Annotated in this window: 25 protein-coding genes, 1 tRNA gene and 1 pseudogene; 11 read left to right on the top strand and 16 right to left on the bottom strand. The window is 55.4% G+C overall.

The annotated features are described in order from the left end of the window. The first annotated feature begins 325 nt into the window (after positions 1–325). Entirely contained in the window at positions 326–1,546 is a 1,221-nt protein-coding gene (locus H6G52_RS05045; RefSeq protein ID WP_190526838.1) for a sensor histidine kinase, read from the top strand. 6 nt (positions 1,547–1,552) lie between these two features. Further along, positions 1,553–2,191: a response regulator transcription factor gene (locus H6G52_RS05050; protein WP_190526840.1), complete on the top strand. Its 639-nt coding sequence runs from the start codon at positions 1,553–1,555 to the stop codon at positions 2,189–2,191. A 57-nt stretch (positions 2,192–2,248) separates the two neighbouring features. On the opposite strand, the gene H6G52_RS05055 is transcribed toward H6G52_RS05050, so the two are convergent. The 5 genes from H6G52_RS05055 to H6G52_RS05075 all read right to left on the bottom strand — a co-directional run bounded on the left by H6G52_RS05055 (position 2,249) and on the right by H6G52_RS05075 (position 6,232). Continuing rightward, complete coding sequence (locus H6G52_RS05055; protein WP_190526842.1) at positions 2,249–3,127, bottom strand: bifunctional 2-polyprenyl-6-hydroxyphenol methylase/3-demethylubiquinol 3-O-methyltransferase UbiG; 879 nt, start codon at positions 3,125–3,127, stop codon at positions 2,249–2,251. A 170-nt stretch (positions 3,128–3,297) separates the two neighbouring features. After that, positions 3,298–4,122 (bottom strand): DUF3800 domain-containing protein, encoded by an 825-nt coding sequence (locus H6G52_RS05060; RefSeq protein WP_190526844.1) that lies wholly within the window; start codon positions 4,120–4,122, stop codon positions 3,298–3,300. Positions 4,123–4,243: 121 nt separating this feature from the next. After that, complete coding sequence (locus H6G52_RS05065; protein WP_190526845.1) at positions 4,244–4,432, bottom strand: hypothetical protein; 189 nt, start codon at positions 4,430–4,432, stop codon at positions 4,244–4,246. A gap of 187 nt (positions 4,433–4,619) precedes the next feature. Continuing rightward, positions 4,620–5,366, bottom strand: a complete 747-nt coding sequence (psb29, locus tag H6G52_RS05070) for a photosystem II biogenesis protein Psp29 (RefSeq protein WP_190355871.1) — start codon at positions 5,364–5,366, stop codon at positions 4,620–4,622. A 182-nt stretch (positions 5,367–5,548) separates the two neighbouring features. Continuing rightward, complete coding sequence (locus tag H6G52_RS05075) at positions 5,549–6,232, bottom strand: hypothetical protein (RefSeq protein WP_190526847.1); 684 nt, start codon at positions 6,230–6,232, stop codon at positions 5,549–5,551. 118 nt (positions 6,233–6,350) lie between these two features. Between H6G52_RS05075 and H6G52_RS05080 the strand changes: the two genes are divergently transcribed. Then, a complete protein-coding gene (locus H6G52_RS05080) occupies positions 6,351–6,848 on the top strand; it encodes an HNH endonuclease (RefSeq protein ID WP_099531636.1) in 498 nt (165 codons plus the stop codon). On the opposite strand, the gene sbcD is transcribed toward H6G52_RS05080, so the two are convergent. The 5 genes from sbcD to psbH all read right to left on the bottom strand — a co-directional run bounded on the left by sbcD (position 6,845) and on the right by psbH (position 10,648). Continuing rightward, entirely contained in the window at positions 6,845–8,302 is a 1,458-nt protein-coding gene (gene sbcD, locus H6G52_RS05085) for an exonuclease subunit SbcD (RefSeq protein ID WP_190526848.1), read from the bottom strand. The genes H6G52_RS05080 and sbcD overlap by 4 nt on opposite strands. Positions 8,303–8,386: 84 nt before the next feature. Beyond that, positions 8,387–8,656, bottom strand: a complete 270-nt coding sequence (locus H6G52_RS05090; RefSeq protein ID WP_099531638.1) for a DUF3146 family protein — start codon at positions 8,654–8,656, stop codon at positions 8,387–8,389. A gap of 106 nt (positions 8,657–8,762) precedes the next feature. Next, complete coding sequence (gene pth / locus H6G52_RS05095; protein ID WP_099531639.1) at positions 8,763–9,464, bottom strand: aminoacyl-tRNA hydrolase; 702 nt, start codon at positions 9,462–9,464, stop codon at positions 8,763–8,765. 157 nt (positions 9,465–9,621) lie between these two features. Further along, positions 9,622–9,954, bottom strand: coding sequence for a TatA/E family twin arginine-targeting protein translocase (locus tag H6G52_RS05100; RefSeq protein WP_099531640.1), 333 nt, complete (start codon positions 9,952–9,954; stop codon positions 9,622–9,624). 490 nt (positions 9,955–10,444) lie between these two features. Continuing rightward, a complete protein-coding gene (psbH, locus tag H6G52_RS05105; RefSeq protein WP_099531676.1) occupies positions 10,445–10,648 on the bottom strand; it encodes a photosystem II reaction center phosphoprotein PsbH in 204 nt (67 codons plus the stop codon). A 332-nt stretch (positions 10,649–10,980) separates the two neighbouring features. On the opposite strand from psbH, the gene psbN reads away from it, so the two are divergent. Next, positions 10,981–11,121 carry a photosystem II reaction center protein PsbN gene (gene psbN, locus H6G52_RS05110; protein ID WP_099531641.1) on the top strand — a complete coding sequence of 47 codons (141 nt, stop codon included), beginning with the start codon at positions 10,981–10,983 and terminating at the stop codon, positions 11,119–11,121. A 94-nt stretch (positions 11,122–11,215) separates the two neighbouring features. Here the strand turns inward: psbN and H6G52_RS05115 are convergent, their stop codons facing one another. Then, entirely contained in the window at positions 11,216–12,982 is a 1,767-nt protein-coding gene (locus tag H6G52_RS05115) for an alpha/beta hydrolase (RefSeq protein WP_190526850.1), read from the bottom strand. Between the two features lie 285 nt (positions 12,983–13,267). Continuing rightward, the gene (locus H6G52_RS05120; RefSeq protein WP_190526852.1) at positions 13,268–14,836 is read right to left on the bottom strand and encodes a DASH family cryptochrome; all 1,569 of its coding nucleotides are present in this window, start codon (positions 14,834–14,836) and stop codon (positions 13,268–13,270) included. Positions 14,837–14,988: 152 nt separating this feature from the next. On the opposite strand from H6G52_RS05120, the gene H6G52_RS05125 reads away from it, so the two are divergent. Next, positions 14,989–15,570, top strand: coding sequence for a pyridoxamine 5'-phosphate oxidase family protein (locus H6G52_RS05125; protein WP_190355867.1), 582 nt, complete (start codon positions 14,989–14,991; stop codon positions 15,568–15,570). Positions 15,571–15,614: 44 nt separating this feature from the next. Here the strand turns inward: H6G52_RS05125 and H6G52_RS05130 are convergent, their stop codons facing one another. Further along, positions 15,615–16,307 (bottom strand): HAD-IA family hydrolase, encoded by a 693-nt coding sequence (locus H6G52_RS05130; protein ID WP_190526854.1) that lies wholly within the window; start codon positions 16,305–16,307, stop codon positions 15,615–15,617. Positions 16,308–16,459: 152 nt separating this feature from the next. Then, positions 16,460–16,804: a metalloregulator ArsR/SmtB family transcription factor gene (locus H6G52_RS05135; protein ID WP_099531646.1), complete on the bottom strand. Its 345-nt coding sequence runs from the start codon at positions 16,802–16,804 to the stop codon at positions 16,460–16,462. A 345-nt stretch (positions 16,805–17,149) separates the two neighbouring features. On the opposite strand from H6G52_RS05135, the gene H6G52_RS05140 reads away from it, so the two are divergent. The 3 genes and pseudogenes from H6G52_RS05140 to H6G52_RS05150 form a co-directional block, all read left to right on the top strand. Next, positions 17,150–17,308, top strand: a complete 159-nt coding sequence (locus H6G52_RS05140) for a hypothetical protein (RefSeq protein WP_190526856.1) — start codon at positions 17,150–17,152, stop codon at positions 17,306–17,308. Between the two features lie 207 nt (positions 17,309–17,515). Next, positions 17,516–18,055: a rhodanese-like domain-containing protein gene (locus H6G52_RS05145; protein ID WP_099531677.1), complete on the top strand. Its 540-nt coding sequence runs from the start codon at positions 17,516–17,518 to the stop codon at positions 18,053–18,055. 234 nt (positions 18,056–18,289) lie between these two features. Beyond that, positions 18,290–18,587, top strand: a pseudogene (locus H6G52_RS05150) (TSUP family transporter); the annotation flags it as partial. Positions 18,588–18,623: 36 nt separating this feature from the next. Here H6G52_RS05150 and H6G52_RS05155 read toward each other — a convergent pair. After that, the gene (locus H6G52_RS05155) at positions 18,624–19,445 is read right to left on the bottom strand and encodes a HEAT repeat domain-containing protein (RefSeq protein ID WP_190526860.1); all 822 of its coding nucleotides are present in this window, start codon (positions 19,443–19,445) and stop codon (positions 18,624–18,626) included. Between the two features lie 324 nt (positions 19,446–19,769). On the opposite strand from H6G52_RS05155, the gene H6G52_RS05160 reads away from it, so the two are divergent. Continuing rightward, positions 19,770–19,913, top strand: a complete 144-nt coding sequence (locus tag H6G52_RS05160; RefSeq protein WP_099531648.1) for a chlorophyll a/b-binding protein — start codon at positions 19,770–19,772, stop codon at positions 19,911–19,913. A gap of 628 nt (positions 19,914–20,541) precedes the next feature. Further along, entirely contained in the window at positions 20,542–21,600 is a 1,059-nt protein-coding gene (locus H6G52_RS05165; RefSeq protein WP_242026216.1) for an N-acetylmuramoyl-L-alanine amidase, read from the top strand. 184 nt (positions 21,601–21,784) lie between these two features. Here the strand turns inward: H6G52_RS05165 and H6G52_RS05170 are convergent. Continuing rightward, a tRNA-His gene (locus H6G52_RS05170) sits at positions 21,785–21,857 on the bottom strand. Between the two features lie 145 nt (positions 21,858–22,002). Between H6G52_RS05170 and H6G52_RS05175 the strand changes: the two genes are divergently transcribed. Next, on the top strand, positions 22,003–22,458 hold the full coding sequence (locus H6G52_RS05175) for a DUF4359 domain-containing protein (RefSeq protein ID WP_190526865.1): 456 nt from the start codon (positions 22,003–22,005) through the stop codon (positions 22,456–22,458). Positions 22,459–22,520: the final 62 nt, after the last annotated feature.

A 22,520-nucleotide genomic window follows, 5' to 3' on the forward strand; every position in this document is an offset into this window, starting at 1 on the left:
ATCGGTAAATGATGCGATCGCCCCATTTTTTAATCGCTTTAACATCAGTTCGGGTTAAGCCAGCGCCTTCAAATCCTCAAAAATTCTGATGGTAATTGACTTCCCCCCTTCCTAAGGGGGGATTGAGGGGGGATCCTCGATCAACGGCAGATCGGAGCAACCATTCTGGGGTGGGACCGACAGGCCACGATCCCCCCTGCCCCCTTACCAAGGGGGGAAATTGGCAAGTTTGCTTATGCATCGTTATCCCAAATTGACATCACTTTAAATCCCTTTGAAACCCTTTGAATCGTTCTCCAGTGGGAATTGCCCACTGTATTTCAGGATGAAAGCTCTACGCAGCTACTTTGGTTCCTCTTTCTTTAAGTTACGGCCCATGATGCGCTATGCGGAATGGGTCTTGCTCTTAATGTATGGCTTGGCCTATGGCATTGATTGGTATTTTTATAAATTGCCGACCTTGCCCGATTTATTCAGCAAGGTTTTGGTGTTTGTCACCATCTTTTGGCTGCTGAGTTGGTTTTTTCCAATCAAGCAACCTCACTGGGTGCGATACGTCTATATTGGACTAGAAATTTCGCTGGTTCTAGTGGCACAATTGTTACTAGTCGATTTGCATCTGCTCTTATATTTGATCTTAATCAAAAGTTGTTTTTTGTTTAATCGCAAAGCCATTGTCTATCTAGTAACAGGTGCAGGAATTAGCTATTTGCTCTGTATCTGGTGGACGATTCCTGTTATTGAAAAATTGTTCATTGAAACCACCCGATCGCAACAGTGGGAGGAGATTTACAAACCACAGGCGATTATTTTGTCGAGTTCAGTGGAATATATCAGCATCAGTGCGCTGGTGATGGTGATTGGCTTTTTGATCATGGCGGAGCGTCGCAGCCGCCAACGATCGGAAGCCCTAGCCCAAGCGATCGAAACCCTAGCGGCGGATTTGGAGCGATCGCGCATTGCCCGCGAAATTCACGACTCCTTGGGCCATTCGCTGACCACCCTTCGCCTGCAACTCGAGTTAGTGCAAGTGATGCAAGGGCGCGATCGCGATCAAGCGGCTACCGCCCTCAACCATGCACAAACCTTAGCCAGTCAATGCTTAGAGGCGGTACACCAAGCGGTTCAAACCACCCGCGATCCCTCCTTTCAGCTCGATGTGGCCTTGCAGCGGTTAATCAATCAAATTCACAACACCCAATCCCTGGTGATTACCTCAAGACTGAACCTACCGGCGATCGATATCCAAACTAGCCATCAGGTTTATTGCATCATTCAAGAAGCCTTAACCAACGTGCAAAAACATGCGCGGGCTTCGAGGGTAGATTTGCTGAGTCACTACACAGCATCCACGCTCAATTTGGAAATTATGGACAATGGCCAAGGCTTTGATCTAGGCGCGGCCACAACTGGTTATGGATTGCGTGGCATACGAGAACGAGTGCAACTTCTGGGCGGGCAGTTTGCGATCGCCAGCGCACCGGGAAAAGGCACCACCCTGCGCATCACAATTCCCCGATCATGGGGATTAACCCCTGAGGATTGAGCCGCTATGATTCGGCTGTTATTGGTTGATGATCAAGATCTCTTTCGGCAGGGATTAGCCACGTTGCTAGCCCTAGAAACGGATCTCGAAATTGTGGGTCAAGCGGACAATGGCCAGACGGCGATCGCCCTGGCCGAGCAACAACAACCCGACATTATTTTGATGGATATTGAAATGCCCATTTGTAATGGAATTCGGGCAACGCAGGAAATTCATCAGCGATTTCCTTGGATTCGCATTTTGGTGCTGACCACGTTCGATCGCGAGGATTATATTTGGCAATCACTCCAGGCAGGTGCCTTGGGCTATATCCTCAAAAACGCCCCCTCCAAACAAGTGGCCGATGCAATTCGCAGCGTCCATCGTGGCTATAGTCAACTGGGCCCGACGATCGCCCCTAAAGTTTTCGCGCATTTAACAACCCATCCACCGATCACCCCGACTGATCTAACCCAGCGTTTTAGCGATCGCGAATTGGCGGTGCTTAGGCTGCTGGGCGAGGGCAAAACCAATCAGGAAATCGCCCAGATTTTGTATCTAGCCCACGGCACTGTCAAAAACCACATCAGTCGCATTTTGAGTGAACTACAGGTGACCGATCGCACCCAAGCGGCCCTCTGGGCCCAACAGCACTACCGGCGCTGAATACCTAGCCCCTTAGCCCGCCGACTGAGCGGGCCAGACTCCTCCTCTCTTGGGCCTTTAGCGGGGGATTTCCGGCCAGGGCAGGGGGCGGCTGTCGTTGCTGAGATCGGACGATCGCAGGGCCACGGGGCGACCCTTGAAGGCCACAAAGGTGGCCCGATCGCCCGTCCCCGATCGCCGCAATTGCTCGAATTTCTCGACCAGCGGCGAATGACATTCGTAAATCGACGTGAAGCCGCAGTGCTGCATCAGGTTAAACAGCGACGGGCGTGTTAACCAAAAGCTGTAGTCGTTGTCCAAAGAAGCCCAAAGAATTTTCAGGCGATCGTCCGTGGAAGCTTCCGGCGCGTGTTCCACATAGCGACAACCGGCCAGGGTCAACCCGGCGTAGTCATGCTGCTCTTCGGCGGTGCGGCTGACGTGGGTATCGACGATCGCCAGCTTGGTGCAAACGGAGCCGATTTGCTCCATGAACCGAAACACGTCCGGCGCGTCCAGATGGTAATAAATCCCCAAGCACAGCACCACATCAAACTGGCCGTAGCGCTCCACGGACAGGTTGCGCACGTCGTCGCAATAAAAGTCGATGTTGCTCAGGCCCAGGCTTTCTTTCACAAAGCGCGCCTTGGCCAAGTTAGCCTCGCGCCCTTCAATGCCCACCACCTGTGCGCCCTGCATGGCCAACTCCAGGCCATACATCCCCTCCAAACAAGCCAAATCCAGAATCCGCAACCCTTCCACAGAACCGCCGCACCAGTCCATGACGATTTGGGTCATGCGGCGCAGCTTTGGTTCCGAGGGGGTCGGGGTCGGGGCGATCGTGTAGCACCCGTCAGCCAGGCGCATGTTGTGGTTCGTCCAGTCACCAAACTCCGCAATGACTTTGGCTCTGGCGGCTTCGAGGGCGGCGATCGCGTCGGGGCTACTCACGGTCATGGACAAGACATAGCAACATCGCCCTCAGAATATCGGCATCGCGGCTAGGGGTTTGGTGCGCATGTGCCAACTTGGGCAGTTGCAACGGTTTTCCGTCGTCACATCCCAGGTCAGCGCGGTAAAATAGAGAGCGAGAGGCGAACGTCGGCTCCATGCCGTGTGTTTAGGTTTTACCTAGACCTAGCCTCTCTCATTTTTTCAGCCGTTAACGGATTTCCATCGCTGTACCACTCTCCGTAAGGTTTATGGCGTTTATCGTCTAGATCCATAATCAGCCGATATTTAGGGGCAAGCGGTTTAAAAAATCGATCTTCTTTGCGCTCATAGAAGCGTTGCAGCGCCCACAAATAGTAATCAATAATTTGCAAGCCTGGACTCTGAGACGGGTATGTTGACTCGCTTGAAATTAACCCGTTAGCGCTAATATTCCACCTGGATTCAAAGTTTTTGCGAGCTTGGTTAATTGCTTGCCCTAGCGCTTCTTCACGGGCTTCTTTGCCGCGTCGTGCAATGGTGATGTTAATGAAATTCGCTTTGTGCAGTCGATCTTTAAATAGGCGCTTAATCAAGTCATCGTAAATCGAATTTTGTTGCAATTTTTTATTCAGATTCTTGAAATTATCTTGCGCTCGTTTGGCAATTTCAATCTTGCTGCGAATTGCAACATAGATTTTGACATCGAAGGACTGCATTAATTCAAAAACTTGCTCTCGAATTTCTGCATAGTCATCTTTTGCGTGAAAGGTGACTACTGTTTTTTGGGCTTGTGGTTGCATGGAGGGAATGTCTTTGTAGCGCGGATTATTCATTAATGCCAACCGCAAGCTCTCCAACTCCCTAGCAACGACTTCAGGGTCAGCAATCTGGGCAATGCCTACCATGAAAAACCGAGAAGCTCCTGGCTGACCAATGATCACTCGCCCTTTTTTATTAAAGAACGTTAAATCGCCTGCTTCATCAACAAAGTAGTGGTGTGTTTCCGAATCGATAGTCATGAAAAAAACGCTTGAAGATTGACTCACTTCAAAGAGCTTGGATGATGAAAAGCTCAATGACTAGCCATGTCTGATGTTACCAAGAAGCTATATCTCAACATATTGATCGATCACGGTCGTTCTAGGCGATCGGGCTGGGGGCGGCGTAGTGCCAGGTATTTTCCTGTTGGATGGCGAGGCCGAACCATTCGAGGCGATCGAGGTTTTCGCGAATAACTTGTCTGCGTTTATCGGTGATTTTGCCTTTGAATTGGGCGGCGATTTGAATGTGACCGTTGCATTCTTCGGCGGCGCGATCGTCCGGGGTCATTGGGGAGTCAGGGCCGAAAATACCTATCGCTTATCTTACCGATCTGAACCGATCGCCTGGATTGCCAACCGTCACTCGCAACCGATGCCATCAGGCTGGCCCTTGAAAACCCGGAAGGGGCCCAGAAACCATGCGTGGTCTAGGCCCCTCCATTGGATGAGCGGGAAGTTGGGCAATGCTGAGGAACTTAGCTGGGGTCGGCAGGCGAAGAAGCAGCATTCGACTCACTGGCGGCTTCGCTGGCCGCTTTGGCTTCGGCGGCGGCGGCTTTTTCCAGGGCCCGTTGTTCGCGCTTGCGGCGTTCGGCCTCCAGCATGTCTTCGTAGGTGATCCGAGCCTGGGCGATTTTCTCCAGGTTGCCGCGATAGAGTTCCAGATCCTTTTGCAGCTTCTCGATCGGGAGGTTGAGGGTTGTCCCTAGGCGATCGATCCACGCTTTGATCTGCTCGGCATTACCAGCCAGGTCAGAGGTGGTGGACTCCAGCAGGGTATATAGCCCAATCCCAAACAGGCGGCTGTATTTGAAGGGTTGACCATTGGCGAGCACGTCGGCGGCTTCGCGCAAGGCCCCGCCACTGCCCTCGGCCCGGTTGAGCGCGGCGGCCAGGTCGTCGGCACTGGCAACCTTGGCCGCTTCCAACAGGCGATCGGCCCGGTGGCGATAGTCGTCCACGTTGCCGCTCACGGACTGACAGAGCGCGTTGAAGATGGAACCCAAGTCCCGATCGGGCTGGTAGCCTGCCATGAAGCGATCAAACGCCGTCACCACCCCGAGGGCATAGATGGACTCGAAGCGGAAATCGACGCTGACGGAGAGCAGGTGCATTTCCACCATCAATTCCTCAACCACTCGTCGGTAGATCGCGTTGATCGGCCGTTGGTGGAGCGAATAGAAGGTGCGTTTGGTTTCTGAAACGGTGCGGATTTCGTTCACGGGAGGCGCGTTCTATGGCGATCGGCTTGTCTATTTTCAGGCCGGGCCGGGCCTTTGCCAACGGGCAACCCTTTCGCGATCCCCGATGGCCTGTTGTCGTAACGCTGAATTGCTTTTGGATTGATCCTGAACTGATCTTGAATTCGCCCAACATCCCTAGAGATGGCCCCTAGAGACGGCCCTTAAAGACGGTAGGTGAGCCAAGCCACCCGATCGGGTGTGGATTGGGTCAGGTCAGGCCGCGCCAGTCGCCAGGTTTGGCCGCGGGCTTGGCGTTGCAAGTAAACCGAAAAGGGCTGCGATCGGTGCTTTTGGGCCTTGGGTTGCGGTTGTCGGGAGGCGGGGGATCGATCGCCCTGGTTTTCCCAAGCATGGCTCGAATCTTGGCTCCCCGTTTGGCTCCAATCGTAAGTGCCGCTCAGTTGCCAACCGGGTTTGTCGTTGATGGTCACGGCCTGTTGGGTTTGGATGCGCAGGCGATCGACTCGTAATCCTGGTTCCGCCGCCAAGTCATCTAGGGTGATCACCGGGCGATCGGCCAACATCTGTGGATCAAGGTGGCGACCGGCGGCCAGCGGGGAATCGCCCAACTCTTGCAATAGATCGGTCTGGGTTTGCAGCAACTGCAACGCCACCGCCCGTTGCACCACGGCCGTTGGTGGCCCGTCCCAGGGCAGCATTCCGCAACCGCCCAAAAGCAAACTCAAGACCAAACTGAAGCTCAAACTCAGAAATCCCGAGAGCAAACCTCGTCCCCGGGGCGATCGCTCAGTGGTGGCGATCGGCCATCCTGGTTTGCGGGCCGCCGTTACGCGATCAGCGGTTTTTGTCCGGAATCCGCCGCCACAGAACGATGGGTAATCCATGGGATCAGCAAACCACACCCCGAGTCAGTTGTGCTACTATCAGTCCCAATTGGCTCCGACGCTTCGCAAGCTTTGTTTGCAATTCTTAATAATTTGCAATTAATTGCGGTTTTGTCCGATGGGCAAAGTACTTGTGCTCAACGCTTCTTATGAGCCGCTCAATATTACCAGTTGGCGGCGGGCAGTCGTTTTATTGCTAAAAGGCAAGGCGGAGCAAGTCGAGCATAATGGCCGAGTGGTTTACCGCAACATTCCGTTGCCCACCGTGATCCGTTTGCGCCACTACATCAAGGTTCCCTACAAAGAGATTCCCTTAACGCGGAAAAACATATTGCACCGAGATAGCCACTCCTGTCAATACTGTGGCTACACGGGCGATGATTTGACGCTGGATCACGTTGTTCCCCGATCGCGCGGGGGCGGTGAGCATTGGGAAAATATGGTCACGGCCTGCGTGCGCTGCAACATCCGCAAGGGCAATCGCACCCCCAAGGAAGCCAACATGCCTTTGCGCCAGCCGCCCCGCCGTCCCCACAGCAGTCTCTACTTTGAAGTGACGAAGCATGTGAAGAGCGGCGTACACCAGGAATGGCGCAAGTACGTGATTGGCCTCTAAAGCAGTCTGAGTTGACCCGATCGGTCAATGGCTGGAGACTGAGCGGCTCGATCGGGGCCATTGGTGCTGGGTGAGGTCGGCTCGCCATCGTCAGCATCGGTGGCCAGCTCGGCGGTGGATGTCGCTGCTGGGTTTTGGCCTGGGCTGGATTCTGGATCTGGGCAATCTGGATTAGCAGTCTGGGCCGTGGCTGGCTCCGGCAGATTCACCACGATGGCCGGACTGGCATAGCCCAAGAGATCTCGGGCGGCCTCAATCATGTCGTCGGCCAGGTTTTTTAAGTCCGATCGCTCTCCCAAATAGGCCTCTAGGGCTAACAGCGGATCCAGGGTGGTGGCATCCAAGTTGGGCAGGCGCGGGCGTGCCAGTTGGCTAATCAACTCCGCTTGCAGGCTGTAGGTGTGAGCGGCGGCTAGTCGATCGCGCACGGCCGCCAACTCGATTTGGTGAAGCTGTTCTGCCCGCACACGATAGACCAACCGAACGACGGCCCCTTCAATGGCCGCCGGGTCGATCGCCCCGAGCAGTTCCGCCAACGGATTGTCACAGTCAGCCAAATCCACCCGCAATGTCCGAAACGGTCGGGCCGGCAGGGGGCAAAATTCCCATTGTGTTTGGCGCTGTCCCCGCTCTCCTGGCTCGATCGTTACCAATACATAGCCCTTTTCTTCGTTTTCCTCGCTGAAGTCCACCCGCTCAATGCTGCCGGGATAGACCACCGGAGGCTGATTGTTGGGGTTCAGGTTTTGGTGTTTGTGGACATGGCCCAGGGCCACATAGTCAAACTCAGGGCGCGTGATGGTGCTGAGGGGAATCGAGAAGCCTTTGCCCACGCCCAACATCCGCTCGGCTCCCAATTGCGCCCGATCGCTCATCAGGTGGGCCAACAAAATGGTGGGTTGGTCGGGATCGAGCTTCCGAATTTCCCCTTCCAGGGCCGCTTGGAGCCGATCGAGCAGCAGCGCCCCCACTTCCGCCAACGACAGGCCCTCCGTTTGCCGCTTGGTAAGCAGGGTCGATCGGGTTAACCAAGGCAAGGTCAGCACCTGCACTGGCCCCTGGCTGGTTTCCAGTCGATGCAGCGCCAACGTGTCTCCCACCACAAAGCCCGGAACCCCCAGCGTGCGGTAAATGCAAAGGCTAGCTCCTCCGCGGCCTTGGGCATGTTGGTCATGGTTTCCCACCAACAGCACCGTCGGAATTTGCGCATCAGCCAGCCGCCGAAACTGTTGTGCAAAGGCTTCTTGCACCATGGGCAGCGGCGTAGCATCGGGAAAGGCATCGCCCCCAAACAGCACCAGATCCACCGGTTCCGAAATTGCCCGATCGATGCAACGCTCCAGGGCCGCCGTAAAGTCCAGCAGCCGAGTGTTTAAACCCGTTTGCGGATCAATGCGCCCATGGCTGAACCCGCTGCCCATGTGAATGTCAGACAGGTGCAGAATTTTGACCATGGTTCGTTGCTCCGTTGTTGAACAATCGCGGAAAGGAATTCTGCGGGCACACTTCCGAAAATCCTGAAAATCCTGAGGCAGTGCCTAGAGCCGGGCCCGGATGGGGAAGGAATAATCGCCGCCCGCTTCTAGTTGGTAGTCGTGGGTTTCCAGAAATCGGGCCAGTGGTTCCCGAATCAGGGCCCGCCCCATGGACGGCTGAACCCGCAACCCGCCTTGGCGAAAGTGCCAAACAAATTCCCAGGTGAATTCCCCGGCGCTGACTTCGCCTTCTAGTTTGCCCTCATTCCAGGACTGGCGGGTAATGCGCACAAGGGCGATCGTTTGGGGCAACGGATTTTCTCGACGACTCACGGCACAGGCCGACAGTGCGGAATTAGTAGATGAACCGTGGACAGGCGGGCAGGATCAACAGGGTCAACAGGATCCACAGGATGAGGCTAGACCGCTGGACACTCGGCTAGGAAACCGGTTGCGGATCCTGCGGAGTCCGATCGGGCGTTTCCGGTGTTGCGGGCGCGGGGGCCGGTTTGGGCTTGGGTGGAGCCACATCGCGATTGTTATACAAGCTGGCGGCTTTGGCCACGCCATCTCGGAGCGATCGCTCGATCGTCTCCACGCTCAACCGCAACAGGGCTTGCACCGTGGGTTGTTCATCGGGCGCAAACTTGCCCAACACATGGGACACCGTTTCGCCGCTGACCACCCGGGGCCGCCCAATGCCCAACCGCAAACGCGGAAAATCCTGAGTTCCCAGATGGGCGATCGTGGACTTCATGCCATTGTGACCGCCGGCCGAGCCGGTTTCCCGCAGCCGCAACCGCCCCAAGGGCAGATCCATATCGTCGTAGATCGTGAGGACTGATTCCGGTGGCAGCTTATACCAATCGATCGCGGCGCGGATGGCCTGGCCCGATCGGTTCATATAGGTCAGGGGTTTCAGCAAATAAATCTTGCCAAAGGGCGATCGCCCCTCTCCCGCAAGGGCATTGAACCGGCGATTTTCGCTCAGGGGAATGCCCCACACCTTCGCCAGCTCATCAAGAACTTCAAAGCCAATGTTGTGGCGGGTGCGATCGTACTTGGGTTCTGGGTTGCCCAGCCCCACAATCAGCTTCGGAATTAGGGGTTCTGATGACGATGCGGATTGGCCTTTGGGCATGGCTTTGGAATCGACTTAAGCGCAGACGACTTCAAGGGTTAATCAACAGAACGCCAACCGGAAATAGTCCAACCGGAAATAGTCCAACCGGAAACACCCCAACCGGAAACAATCCAGGCGGAAACAATCCGGCCGGAAGCGATCCAACCGGGAGCACTTAAACCGGATCGACCGAATCCACCGCATTGGTTTTGGCGGCTGGGGCCGGTTCCGCTTCGGCGGGGGTGACGGGGGTGGCCGGCTCCGAACTGGTCAGGGCGGGTTGCACAGGCGGCTCGATCGTGGCGGTCATGCTGGTGGAAGCGGGAGATTCGGCCCGATCCATTTCTCGCTTCAGTTCCGATTCAAATTCCCGCGAAGCTTCCTGGAAGGATTTCAGAGTCTTGCCCAGGCTGCGGCCAATTTCCGGCAACTTTTTCGGGCCAAAGACCAACAAAGCGACAACGCCAATCAAAAACAACTCTGCTGGGCCAATGCCAAAAATGTTCATGGGGCGATCCTTGCAATGGAAATGACCGGGGCGATCGCAAGCAAACGATCAAGCAACAACACTGAAACAGAACCAATCAAACAGACCCAATCCACAAGCAGGAGCTAGCGAACGAGAACGAATAGCTGGCTAGCCACTGGTCAACACCAATCATCGAACAGTAATTTGCAAATTTGCACGTTCAGATTATTCCATCCCAAGGCCCCGTCGCGTAGGCATCGGATCGGCCTGACTCAGGAACAAGCCAAGATTGGGGCCCATGGGATGGGAAATGTTGCCCATAAAAAAGCCCGGATACACCGGGGCTGTGGGACTGGGCGATCGACCAGTTGATGACTTAACTCTCAAAGATTTGTAGAATCCAACGCTCAGAACTCAGCAATTCTCTAGCCGTTAGTCCCTCAAACCAGTCGATCGGGCGGGCCATTCTTGGGGTGGAAATCTGAAATCTGTTGATGCAGACTCATCACCCCAATCAATTCACCCAAATCTATTGACCCAGCGACTTCCAATCGACATTAACGCCTTCAATCAAGATCGAGGTGTTGTACACCTGCAAGATGATCAGCAGGAACACAAAAAACAACCCCATGAAAACAGCCATCAGCGGGGTCGTCCCCCAGCCGGGAGCCACCTTACCGTATTCCGCATTTAACGGGCGCAAAATGTCGCCCAGGCGAGTCCGTTGAGCCATCTTATCCCTACCGTAGTGTTTCGCAACAATGGAGTCTTGCAGCCGTTGAAGCAACTGGGCGTTGCCGTTGATGTTGCTTTTTATTAAATAGTGCAGCAATTGCCGCACGAATGCAGCACGCCGCCAATGCTATTTGATTGGGTATTCTATCAAACGGCTGTGCCTGCTGTTTGGGGAGTTCCGTGGGGATGGGCTAGCGGTGGCCCGGGAACTAGGGCTAGCGGGCAGTGGGCGATCGGGTGGACTCCCTGAGAAGTTTGCGATTTTACTTAACTAATTGTTACAATTTGCGAGAAATGGGCTAGCGGCCCGGCCATCGAGACCCTTAAACCATGCTGGAAGACAACTCTGCTTTAACATTGGGAATTGCCCTCGGCACAATTTTGGTTGCCATCACGGGGTACTCGATTTATGTGGCTTTTGGCCCGCCATCTGAGAATTTGTCGGATCCCTTTGAAGATCACGAAGATTAGGCCCAGAGGCCAGAGGATTGAGCTAGAGGCTAAAGCTTGCTCGTCCCATTTCCCTGACGATCGCCCCAATTCACTCGCCATGGCCCCCATTTCTTCAGGGGGCCTGGATGGGTTGATCGGGCCGGTGGCGATTAGCGATCCATCGGGAATTTTTGGTTGGCTTGTGGGCCACGGGGCGCGGCAACTGCTCGATCGAGAGTTGACTCAGCAAATACAGCGGCAACTCTGGCTGAGAAACGGAATTGGCCCATTGGGGGGTGAGATGGTTCGCCATGGTGTGATCGTTCCCCAAATATCGCTTCAAAAAAGCCGTGATGAAGGCTTTCGTGTAGTCGCGAGCCAAGTCCGGCCGGGGCCCCACCAAGCTAGCCGGGAGCTGCACGGTTTCATCGCCCGTGGCCCCCAGCGTTGAAAAATGCGTGCCGCCTCGCAGCACCAAAAGATACTTATCCGCGATCGACATTTGGGCAAAGGGGCGCAACTGTTCCGACAAGGGCAGGGCGATCGGGTCATTACTGGCCGACAGAATCGCCGTGGGCACTTGCAGTTGGGCAATCCCTTCGCGCCCAAACAGGCTGGAAGTAATTGGGCTAATGGCCACCACGGCCTTCACCCTGGCATCTTGCAGGGATAGATAGTCCGTGTCGGGCGTGGGGCGCACCACCAAAGCCCGACATTGCAACAGCAGCGACGTATTCCAAAACAAGTCGTCGGAGGCGCAGTCGGTTTTCAGCCGCTTGAAATTCAGCGGGGCCCCGGCACTGGCCAGGGCGGTGTATCCGCCAAAGGACTGCCCCACCACGGCCGTGCGATCGAGGTCAATGGCCCCGGTGAATCCCCCAGGGGCTTGGGGATTGGTTTCCAGTTCGTTGAGAATGTCGCGCACATCGGCTGGCCGCGAAATGAACTCCCTGGGGTCGGCGGCTTCGCTGGCCTCGCCGTTAATTAGGGCTTGGATGTAGCGGCTGTCGCTGCCGGGGTGCTCCAGCAGGATGGCAATAAAACCATGGGAGGCCAAGTGTTCGCCCAGGTAACCATAGGTGCGCCGATCAGATCCGAGACCGTGGGAAATGACTACCACGGGGCGATCGCCCGTCGCGGCCAAGGGCCAGTAAAGATCGGCCGCAAAGGGACGACGATCGCGCGGCTGAATCACGCGGTTGGTTTTGGCGGTCGCATAGGGGCCCGGTTGTCGCAACTCAAAGGGGGGCGGCGTAATGGGAGAGCCAGCTTGGGCCGCAAAGGCCGTTTCCACGGCGGTGGTGGCTTGGTCTTGGTGAATGGTGGTTTCCTCAATTTGTCGCCACAGGCTCAGGGCTTGGGCCAAGTCCACTCGCATACTGGGAGTGGGATAGTAGCGCAGCAAATTTAGGGGGGTTAGCCCTTCCGGGTCGGCAGCGGAACGGACGATCGCAGCACGCAGGGCCGGCACGCTTTGTAAATTGCGCCCGGTGCGGATCACTTGGGCCAAGCGCCGCAGAATAGTTTCCCCTTGAGGCGCATTGAAAAATTGCGACACGGCCAACAAATTGATATCCAGGCGATCGGTCAGGGCCGATCGCACCTGAGCCAATTGATCGGGAGTCAGAAACCGGGTGTAGAACTCCAGCTCATCGGAAATTTCGCCGGTCGCCACAAAGTCTTCCAGGGACTTCATTTCGATTGACAGGCCCAAGGCCCCAAAGGTCAGCTCAATCCGCTCGGCGGCCTGGGCCAAGGCGGGCGTGAAACCACCGGCCAGCAAACTAGCCCCCAAGGCCACCAGCGATCGCCCCAACCGCCGTCGCAGTCCGTAACCGGCAGGACTGACCCGATCTTGCGGGGTTACTTGGGTTACTACCGTTGTCATCGATCGCTCCATCACCCTCTCACCTCCAAATCTTGCCCAGAATTACTCGCCCAGAATTACTTGCCCAGAATTACTTGCGCCGCCATATCTCTCCCAAGTCCCTGGCCCCACATTACTGCTCCCGAACATCCATGACCCCCTTGCTGTCTCAGCGCATGTCTGAAACGTGTCTTTTGAGCAGGGCCAAGCATCAACAAATCCAAGCATCAATCATCATGGGGCAAGGGGCTTGAGCATCTTGTTTGCCTCGATCGATGAGACCTGCAAGCTCGCAATTTGGGTCTTTGAAACAGCCTCCTAAGGTCGTCGGGGGCGATCGCGCCGGGAACCCCGATGGGCCGGCTTCGATCGACCCGCAACACCCTTCCCGATCGCTCGGTTATAAAGGGCTTCATTCTCCGCCGCCGACTCAAACAAATCCACGATCGCCCCTGGATAATCACGGCCAATTTGTACACCAAATCGCTCCTGTTCCACGGGCAACAAAGTCCAGGGATGATGCACTTTACCGGCGGGCAATTGACGCAATTCCGGGAGCCAATGTTTCACGTATTCTCCTTGTGGATCGTAATCCTTGGCTTGCTTCAAAATATTGAAAAAGCGAAACCCTCTTGCATCATTTCCCACCCCGGCCGTGTAGTTCCAATTCCCCCAATTGCTGCACACATCATAATCAATCAACCAAGATTCAAACCACTCGGCCCCCATTCGCCAATCAATTCCCAAATTCTTGGTTAAAAAGCTCGCCACATTTTGACGACCCCGATTCGACATGAACCCTGTGGCGCGGAGTTCTCGCATGTTGGCATCCACCAAGGGATAGCCCGTTTGTCCATCACACCAAGCGGCAAAGGCCGCCGCATCCCGTCGCCAAGGAATGGCAATTCCTTGCAAACCCGTTACCCGAAAAACTCGATGGCGATGTTTGGCCACAATCCAGCGGAAATAGTCGCGCCACAGCAATTCAAAAATGAGCCAATAGGTGGATTCATTACGAATCACTTTCTGTTCATAGGCTTGCACTTCGGCCCAAATTTTCCGAGGCGAAAGACAGCCCAGCGCCAACCAAGGCGAAAATTTCGATGCATCATTGGGCCGCAACATGCCGTTGCGCGTTTGCTTATAAACCCGCAAATGATCGCCATCCCAAATGTATTCCTGAAGCCGCTGGAAACCGGCCTGTTCACCACCCGTAAACGAAATCAGCGCCAAGGGGCTGGGTTCCGGTTCCACCAACCCCCAATCGGCCAAATGGGGCAGCTCACCGGGGTTCAGGCCCGGCGGCACTGGTGGCAGGCGATCGGGCGGGGGCAAGGGAGGATCAATGGTCGATCGCGCTTCAACGGTTTTCCGAAATTCCGTAAACAGCTCTGGAATTTGACCAATTTCAAAGGGCAAATTATCCGGGTGATAGAGCGTGTGGCCCCAATAAACCTTGCTTTGAATGTTTCCCTGAACCGGTCTGGGCGCTTCTGGGGCTTTCAGGGCTGCTTCGAGGGCCAATTCAACCGCTTGTTCTTCGGTTCCCACCTCTTCGTGATAATAAATAGCCTGTGCTCCATATTCCGCTGCCAAGGCCGGTAACACCACTTCTGGCAGCCCCAATCGCACGATTAAATCACTGCCCTTTGCTCTCAAGGCAGCTCGTAGATCCGCAACGGATTCCAGCAAAAATTGAGCGCGGAAGGGGCCCGTTTTGGGAAAACCAAAGGCAGTTTCCGCAAACTGTCGCGGGTCAAAACAATAGACCGGAATCAATGCCTGATGATTTTCGGCAGCAGCCAAGAGCGGTTCATGATCATGGAGACGCAAATCAGTACGAAACCAAACGATCGCGCAGCTAGCAGATGGAGGAGCAGCAGCCATTGAATCACCTAGGGATAACCTAAAATCGAGGGATGGGGGAAGGTGCTGGAGAATTCACACCAGCCTGCAAATTCCAAATGCTTAAATTCTAGAGAATTTCAGAGAACTTCAGAAAAACTCAGAAAACCCTAGAGAAGTTTAGAGATAACAAAATGGCAAAATTTTACGAGCAAATCACACCGGAACTGGCCGCTTTTATTGAACAACAGAAGCTGTTTTTCACGGCATCCGCTCCCCAAGAGGGCCGAGTGAATGTGTCGCCCAAGGGGATGGACACTTTTCGCTGTTTTGAACCCAATTTGGTGGGTTATTTGGACGTGACCGGCAGTGGCAACGAAACCGCAGCCCACGTGACGGAAAACGGCCGGTTAACCCTCATGTTTTGCAGCTTTGTGGGTGCGCCGTTGATTTTGCGGCTGTATGGCCAGGGGCGCGTGATTCGGCCACGGGATCCCGATTGGCAATCCTGGCTCGATCGATTCGAGGCCCTGCCCGGCACACGCCAAATCATGTTGCTGTCGGTGGAGTCGGTGCAAACCTCCTGTGGGTTTGGGGTTCCGTTGTTTGACTATCAGGGCGATCGCACTCAGTTGGTGGAATGGGCGGAGCGCAAAGGCCCCGACGGTCTGCAAGCCTATTGGCAAGCAAAGAACCAAACCAGCATCGATCGGCTCCCCACCTACCTGCTCAGTGATCAAGTAACCAGTGATCCAGCAAACGAAGCAAACAGTTGAACCGCAACGCGCCCGATCGATCGCCCCGCCCCTTGAGCAAACCGCTAGCAAACCGCCGCCGGAACCCGAGCGGGCAATCCCCAATCGGCTGGCTCAAAGGCCTGTAAGGAGGGCAAAATGGCATCGGCCTGGGCCACACTCGATCGCTCCAAGGCCGGATCCGGAATCGCAATCACCGACATTCCCGCCGCCCGGGCCGCCTCAATGCCCGCTGGCGCATCCTCAAACACCAAACAGTGGCGCGGGTCAGCTCCCAATCGTCGAGCCGCTTCCCGAAACAGATCCGGCGCGGGCTTGGCCTGACGGACTCCCGGATCATCACTCAGCACCGTGCAGTGAAACAGGCGAAACCAATCCCGGTGAGGCGCGGCCTTCCAACCAAAGGGGCCACGGCTGGAACTAGTGGCGATCGCCTGGGGAACGCCCGATCGGTGCAGGTGATAGGTCAACTCCACCGCGCCCGGCATCGGTTTAGCCACCGGTTGCCACTGGGCCACCAGCGATCGCCGCTGTTGCAACATTTCCTCGGGACTGATGGGCAACCCCAACCATTCCACCAAAATCGCCGATGACGTGTGGGCATCGCGCCCGGCGATGCGTCCTCGCACCGCTGGATCGTAAGCACAACCGTAGCGATCGGCGATCGCCCGGTTCACCGCTTCATTAATTGATTCCGTATCCAGCAACAAACCGTCGAGATCGTAGATAACGTGGGTGATGCGAGGGCGAGCTACCATGGCGAAATTTCGAGGGGCGCGATTTCGAGGGACTGTCTGAACGGTAGCAAAAATTGCACAATCCCCGGTGATTGCAACCCACTTTTACGAAGAATCCATGGTGAGCTAATGGCGAGTTAATGGCGAGTTGGCATAGCAATTCGATCGGCCGATTACTGCACCCGAAAACTGGCGATCACCTGTTGTTGCTGTTCCAAGCGATCGCTCAGTCGCCGCCAAATTAATTCACAAAGATCAAAAATCAGCGGATCCACAATTCGGTAATAGGCGCTGGTGCCTTGGGATTGTCGAGCAACCATGCCCGCCTGAGACAAAACTTTTAGATGCTTGGAAGTATTAGCCTGGGTCAGGCCCGTTGCTTCCACAATTTCCGCCACATTTCGGGGCCCCTCCCGCAAGCAGCACAGCACTCGCAATCGATTGCGTTCCGACAAAACCTTGAGATAGTCCGCGACGAATGCCAGTGCGTCTAACTCATGGTCAAGGGTATTAGCCATAGAACTCGATGTCCAAGCGAAGGGAAAAGGAGAGTTGCAGAGGGGTGCCATGGATGCAGAATCAGGGCTTGGCCGAGGGCAGCAGCGGACAGGGCAGGAGAGATCTCCGCAGGATGTAATGATGCTGATCCCCTTGAGAAGGCAACTCTACCCCATTGGATGGCTCAATTGTCCCTGAAGGAAAGTATTGGGCAAAATCAAGGCGATCGAGCATTCTGGTGGTAACCCGATTCCAGTGAAGCTAGGTGACGACTGGCCCCCCAGGCTAACGGAGCCGGTGAAAAAATAGGGGCGATCGGGTGGTTAATTCAAAACATGAGTATATAGTTATATTAATTAGCGAGCATGAAAACTCCAGAACCACTCTTGGGTCATCTTGGGTTATCTTCCGTCGCTTACTCCTTCAATTTGCCTCCTAGTTTGCCCAACACCCTTAACTTAGGAATGGAAAATTTGGAGCTGCCGAATCCCCAAAAGATGGCGGAAGCCGTGCCCGTCAATTAACAATGTGGACAACTGGCGACGGTCTGAACGCGCTGTCCGCCTTGGAGGCCCTGAGTTTCCCTCCTTTTTCTCCCTGTTCTCAAAATCTTCCCAGGATTTAGATCAATGACCCCTGTTCAACCTGAAGTGAATTCCCCGTCTACTCAACCGCCCGCAACCCAACCTCAACCGATGACGGTCGATGATTTTGTCCGGACAACTGAGCCGATGCCTGTGGGGCCAGTGCGCCAACGGGTTTCCGTCACTGAGCTTCAGGCTTGGTTGGCCACCAATCGGGCGATCGTGGTGGATGTGCGCGAGCCGGGAGAATTTGCTGGGGAACGCATTCCCGGGGCGCTGTCAATGCCCATGAGCAAGTTGGATTTGCAGGCAGTGCCGGTTTCTCAGCCCGATCGCTGGGTGGTGCTCTATTGCCAAACGGGAAATCGATCGACCGAAGTGGCCCATCAATTGGTGCAAGCGGGCCGCACGCCAGCGATCGACCTGATCGGCGGTCTTCAGGCTTGGAAGGCAGCAGGCTTAGAAGTTTTGGTCGATCGCCGGGCCCCGATCAGTTTGATGCGACAGGTGCAAATCGTGGCCGGTTCCTTGGTGTTCACGGGCACGGTGCTGGGTGCGTTGGTTTCCCCCTGGTTCTTGCTGTTGAGCGGGTTCGTAGGCGCTGGGCTGATGTTCGCGGGCATCACCAACACCTGCGCTTTGGCCATGCTGCTGGCGAAGTTGCCCTATAACCAGCGTTCTGCCTAGGCAACAAGCAGCGAAACTGCACGACAACAGACCTCAAAAACAAGCTTCAAAAACAAGCTTCAGAATCTGCCAATTGCCAAGCGAAATGGATCAACTCCGATCGCCCATGCAATTGGCCGGCTTTGCACTGGCTTTCCAAGATTCCTAGTCGATCGATTGATCGCGATTGATTGAGATCGCAATCAACCAATTAAGGGTCACTTCTTAAGGGTTAATCAACGGTTTATGGATAGTCTGATCTGGGCGATCGGCCATGGCTTGGCGGTGGTAATTGGCATTGCCCTAGGGCCGTTGGGCGGGGGCGGCTCGGTGTTGGCCCTGCCAATTTTGACCTCGGTGATAGGCGTGCCGGTGAAACCCGCGATCGCCATGACGTTGGCCATTCATGACGTTGGCCATTGTGGGAACCGTGAGCCTGTTGGGAGTCATTCCCCACGGGCGGGCGGGGCGGGTGCGCTGGCGGGTGGCGGCAATTTTTGGGCTGTCCACGGCGATCGGGGCCTTTGGGGGCGCTAAGTTGGCTACCCAACCTTAGATTACGCCCCCATTCCAGTGCTGTTGATTGGCCCTACAACAACCCATCCATCAAAACCAAAATCCGGCGGCCCTCATCCGTCAGGGTTTGGCCGTCGGGGGTGGCGTTGGGATGTTCTGCCAACCCTTTGAGCGCAATCAGTTTCAAGCTATTTTCCGCCTCCGTTTGGGCGATCGCCTCCGCCCCAGCCAAATAGCCGATCGCCCCCACATCCCCCATCAGGGCCCGCCGCAACTGTAAATCGGGCCCCCGCAGGGCGGCCACCAGTCGCTCGCCCCATTGGTCATCCCCCGTGAGCTGATACAGGGCCCGCACGGCCGCGTATTGCACTTTGGGCACGGAATGTTCCGTGAAGGGGCGAATCACGTCGATCGCCCCCTGAGCCTGCAAATTCCCCAAGGCTTCCAGCACCGCATCGTAGGGCTGCACCAAGTGGGGCTGACCCGGCGCAACCACTGCCGCCGCCACGCCGCCATCCAACAGGGCCAACAAACCGGGAACCGCGCGATCATCCGCTAACTGCCCGAGGGATTGGGCCGCCGCCTCCCGCACGTAATAATCGGGCGAAGTGAGCGATCGAATCAGGGCCGGAACCGCCGAGCGATCGGCCAATTTCCCCAAAGCCCGCGCCGCGTTGCGCTGAAGCGGCAAGCCTCCCGCTTCCGTGCGATCGCCCTCGTAATCCAAGGCTTCAATCAGCGCCTCAATCACATCCGGCTGCGAAACCCGAAACCGCCCCACCCACCAAGCCGCGTAGTAACGCAAGCTGGCATCTTCACTACGCAAATTGGCGATCGCCTCTTCCAAGGTCAACGACTTTGCCGAAATTTCCCCATCCACAGCCACAATCCCCACCCAACTCAACAGCAGCGAAATCCAGCCCCCAAGGGGCTACTTTCCGGGCAAATCTTTGGGAATGAATTCCCGCGAACCATTGTCCCACAAAGGATTGAGCAAACGTTGAGGCTCCATGGGACAAGGGCGATTCGGGAGAAATTACGGCAGGCCAGCGAAGTCATGGGGGAAGCAATAAGAGTTTTTACTCATGGATTCGTAACGAAACGTTGCAGTAAACAAAAAATTGCGTTAAATTTTCTATAGAGCAACTTGACACCAGGACGCTCGCCCAACTCGACTTCTATCTATTCGCTCGAAACCCCTTTTTGGAGGTCTTCAACCATGACTGAGCAAAAGGCTAAATACGGCTTCACTGCCTTCGCCGAAACCTGGAACGGTCGTCTGGCAATGCTGGGCTTCGTGATCGGTATCGCTACGGAATTCATCACCGGCCAAGGCATCCTGTCGCAACTGGGCCTGCTGTAATTGGCTCGATCGAGTCTCAGCCTGGTTCCCTCGGCAAGATTCTTGGTTCAAGACCGCCGACGCACCACCGATATCATGATCTAGCCGCTTGGGCGATCGTCATCGATAGTCAACGGCAAGCGTCCGCAAACCTTTGATTGGGTTTGATTCAGCAATCAAAAACCGCACGGTTTCCACAAGCCGCTGCGGTTTTTGCCATTTCAGCCCTGAGCTGCCGATCTGGAATTTCTTTATAAGGTCTTGGGCATTTCTGGAGCCTTTATATTCTCAGTATGAGTTTTTGGTATTCATTGCTGTGGGTATTCAGCAAAGGTCTGAAAAGTATCTTTTGGCCAGGGCCAAGCATTAAGAGCTATGGGGCAAGGGGCTTAAGCCCCTTGTCTGTGACGATCGATGAGGCCGGCAGGGTAACAATCTTGGCTGCTCGGACATCCGCTTAGCTTTCAATATCAGTTTCGATCGCCTGGCCACAGTCCCTCGCAAAAGCAAGATGCTAAGATTGCGCCAAACTTCCAGGCTGCTGCTTGAAATTTGACCCTTTTGGCTGATTTTGGGCAGCTTGCTCGATCGCTCCGCCACCAACCCCAATTTTGTTTCCACATCAGCGATCGCTAGAGATCCCGTGATTATGCTGTCGAATCCGCGCAAGGTACTGCGTTACTGTTTGCTGGTGTTAGCGGCGGCACTCTTGATTGCGGTGGGTGCATCTACTTCCGATGGAGTTTTGCCGCCTGATGGCCGGGCCGAAGCGGCCCTGAAATACGCCAAGACCGCTGATCCAACTCAGCAAATTGGGTTACCCGGGTTTGCAATTTCTAATTATTTAGCCACGGGATCCCTGTCGCGGCGGGACTATGAAGATCGCCCGACCGATCGCCCCGTGGATACGATTGTGATTCACCACACGGCCCTGAGTGGGCGACGGCTCTCGATCGCCCAAGTGGCGCGATCGTGGCAAAACGACCCGGCTGAAGTCAGCGCCCATTTTATTGTGGGGATGCGCGGCGACATTTTGATGACTGTGCCACCCAGCAAAACGGCCTTTCATATCCTGAAGCAGGCAGCCTATCCCGATCCGCAAACCAACCGCCCGGTGAATTGGATCAATATGCGATCGATCGGGATTGAGTTTCACTACGACCCAGACAGCGAGCGCCCCAGTCGTGAGCAAATTGTGGCCGGTGGGCGCTTAATTGGGGCCCTGCTGAATGCCTATCCCGATTTGGACGTGGCGCGAATCGTTGGCCATGGGATCCAAAGCTTTTCGGAAGGAGGGCGCAGCCGGGCCCTAAGCGAGCCAACTTATCTGTTTTTGATGCCGAATGCCCAAGTTGCGCCCAATTTCTTGATTTTGCTGAACAGTGCGGCTGAAATTTCGCCCCGATTGGCCAGCGCGATCGAACAAGCAGGCGGCTTGAGACAACTGGCAACCCAACTTCAACAGCGGACGATCGCGGGGCAGCGCTTAACTTTTGAAATGGAAACCACCTGGAAACAGGATTCCAACATGCCCATTTCCCCGATCGGGCCCCAAACGGCGATCGCGGAAGCAACCCGACTGGCACGCGAGCTAACCGGAACCGCCAGCGAACCGCCCAAGCCCACGCCGGAACCGCCGCCCCTGCTAGATCTCACGCCGCGCTTGTTCCTGGATTCTGACTTTGAGCCGAATAGCCCAACCCAGTAGCCAGCCTCAACCTTGGGCAGACGAGCTTAGGGAAACAAACCGCTCAACAACAACCGATTCAAAGGCAATCAAAAAGGGGTACAGAGTGGAATGTACCCCTTTGTCTTCAATGTTTCCAGACTCTCAGGATCCGGCTTTCCGGGAATTTGAGAGTTTGAGACATTGGATATTGAGTTTTCAAGAGGGCGAACGATGGGACTTGAACCCACGAATGGCGGAACCACAATCCGCTGCCTTAACCCCTTGGCTACGCTCGCCACTGTAGTGGGTCATTATAACAACTTTGCGCTGAAAAGCATACCCGCTATAGACAAATTTCTTGGGAGCCTGATTTTGGCGGGGGCGATCGCACCGGCAACGGCCGCTCGATAGGATGGAGTCCAAGGGCCAAGATCATCCAGATTGACGGATCGAATTCAAAAACGGAATTCAGGATCGGCGGCCGTTGAATTGTTCTTTAAGGTGGCGGATGTGAAAGCGATTGTGGTGGTTAGCGGTGTGATTGTGGCAATCGGGGCGGGTCTGGCCGTCACCAATCCCAACCCCGATCGCTATGCGGATTTTGCTGCGGACTACATCAGTCAAGAGGTGCAGGAGGGCACTTGCCAGGAAGCTCCCGGCTTTTTGCAGACGGCTTGCCAAGGAACCGTGGGCCAACTGCGTCCTGCCATTCGCCAGGTAGTTTTGCAAAACACCGATCGCCAGAATTTTTGGCTCTTCAGTCTGTACCGCACCGAGTTGAGCCTTCAGGAGTTAGTTCCTGCCCCCTTTGGCGACAAGCTCCCCAGCTACGAGGCTGAAAGCTTGGCGATCGGGACGCGTATTTTGCCCTATCGCACCGAAACCCGCAAACCTTGACCGCATCGATCATTGAAACTTTGAACCTATTGAAACTTTGAACCATTAGCCATTGGGCATCA

The organism is Limnothrix sp. FACHB-881, assembly GCF_014698135.1.
Classification (GTDB): domain Bacteria; phylum Cyanobacteriota; class Cyanobacteriia; order CACIAM-69d; family CACIAM-69d; genus CACIAM-69d.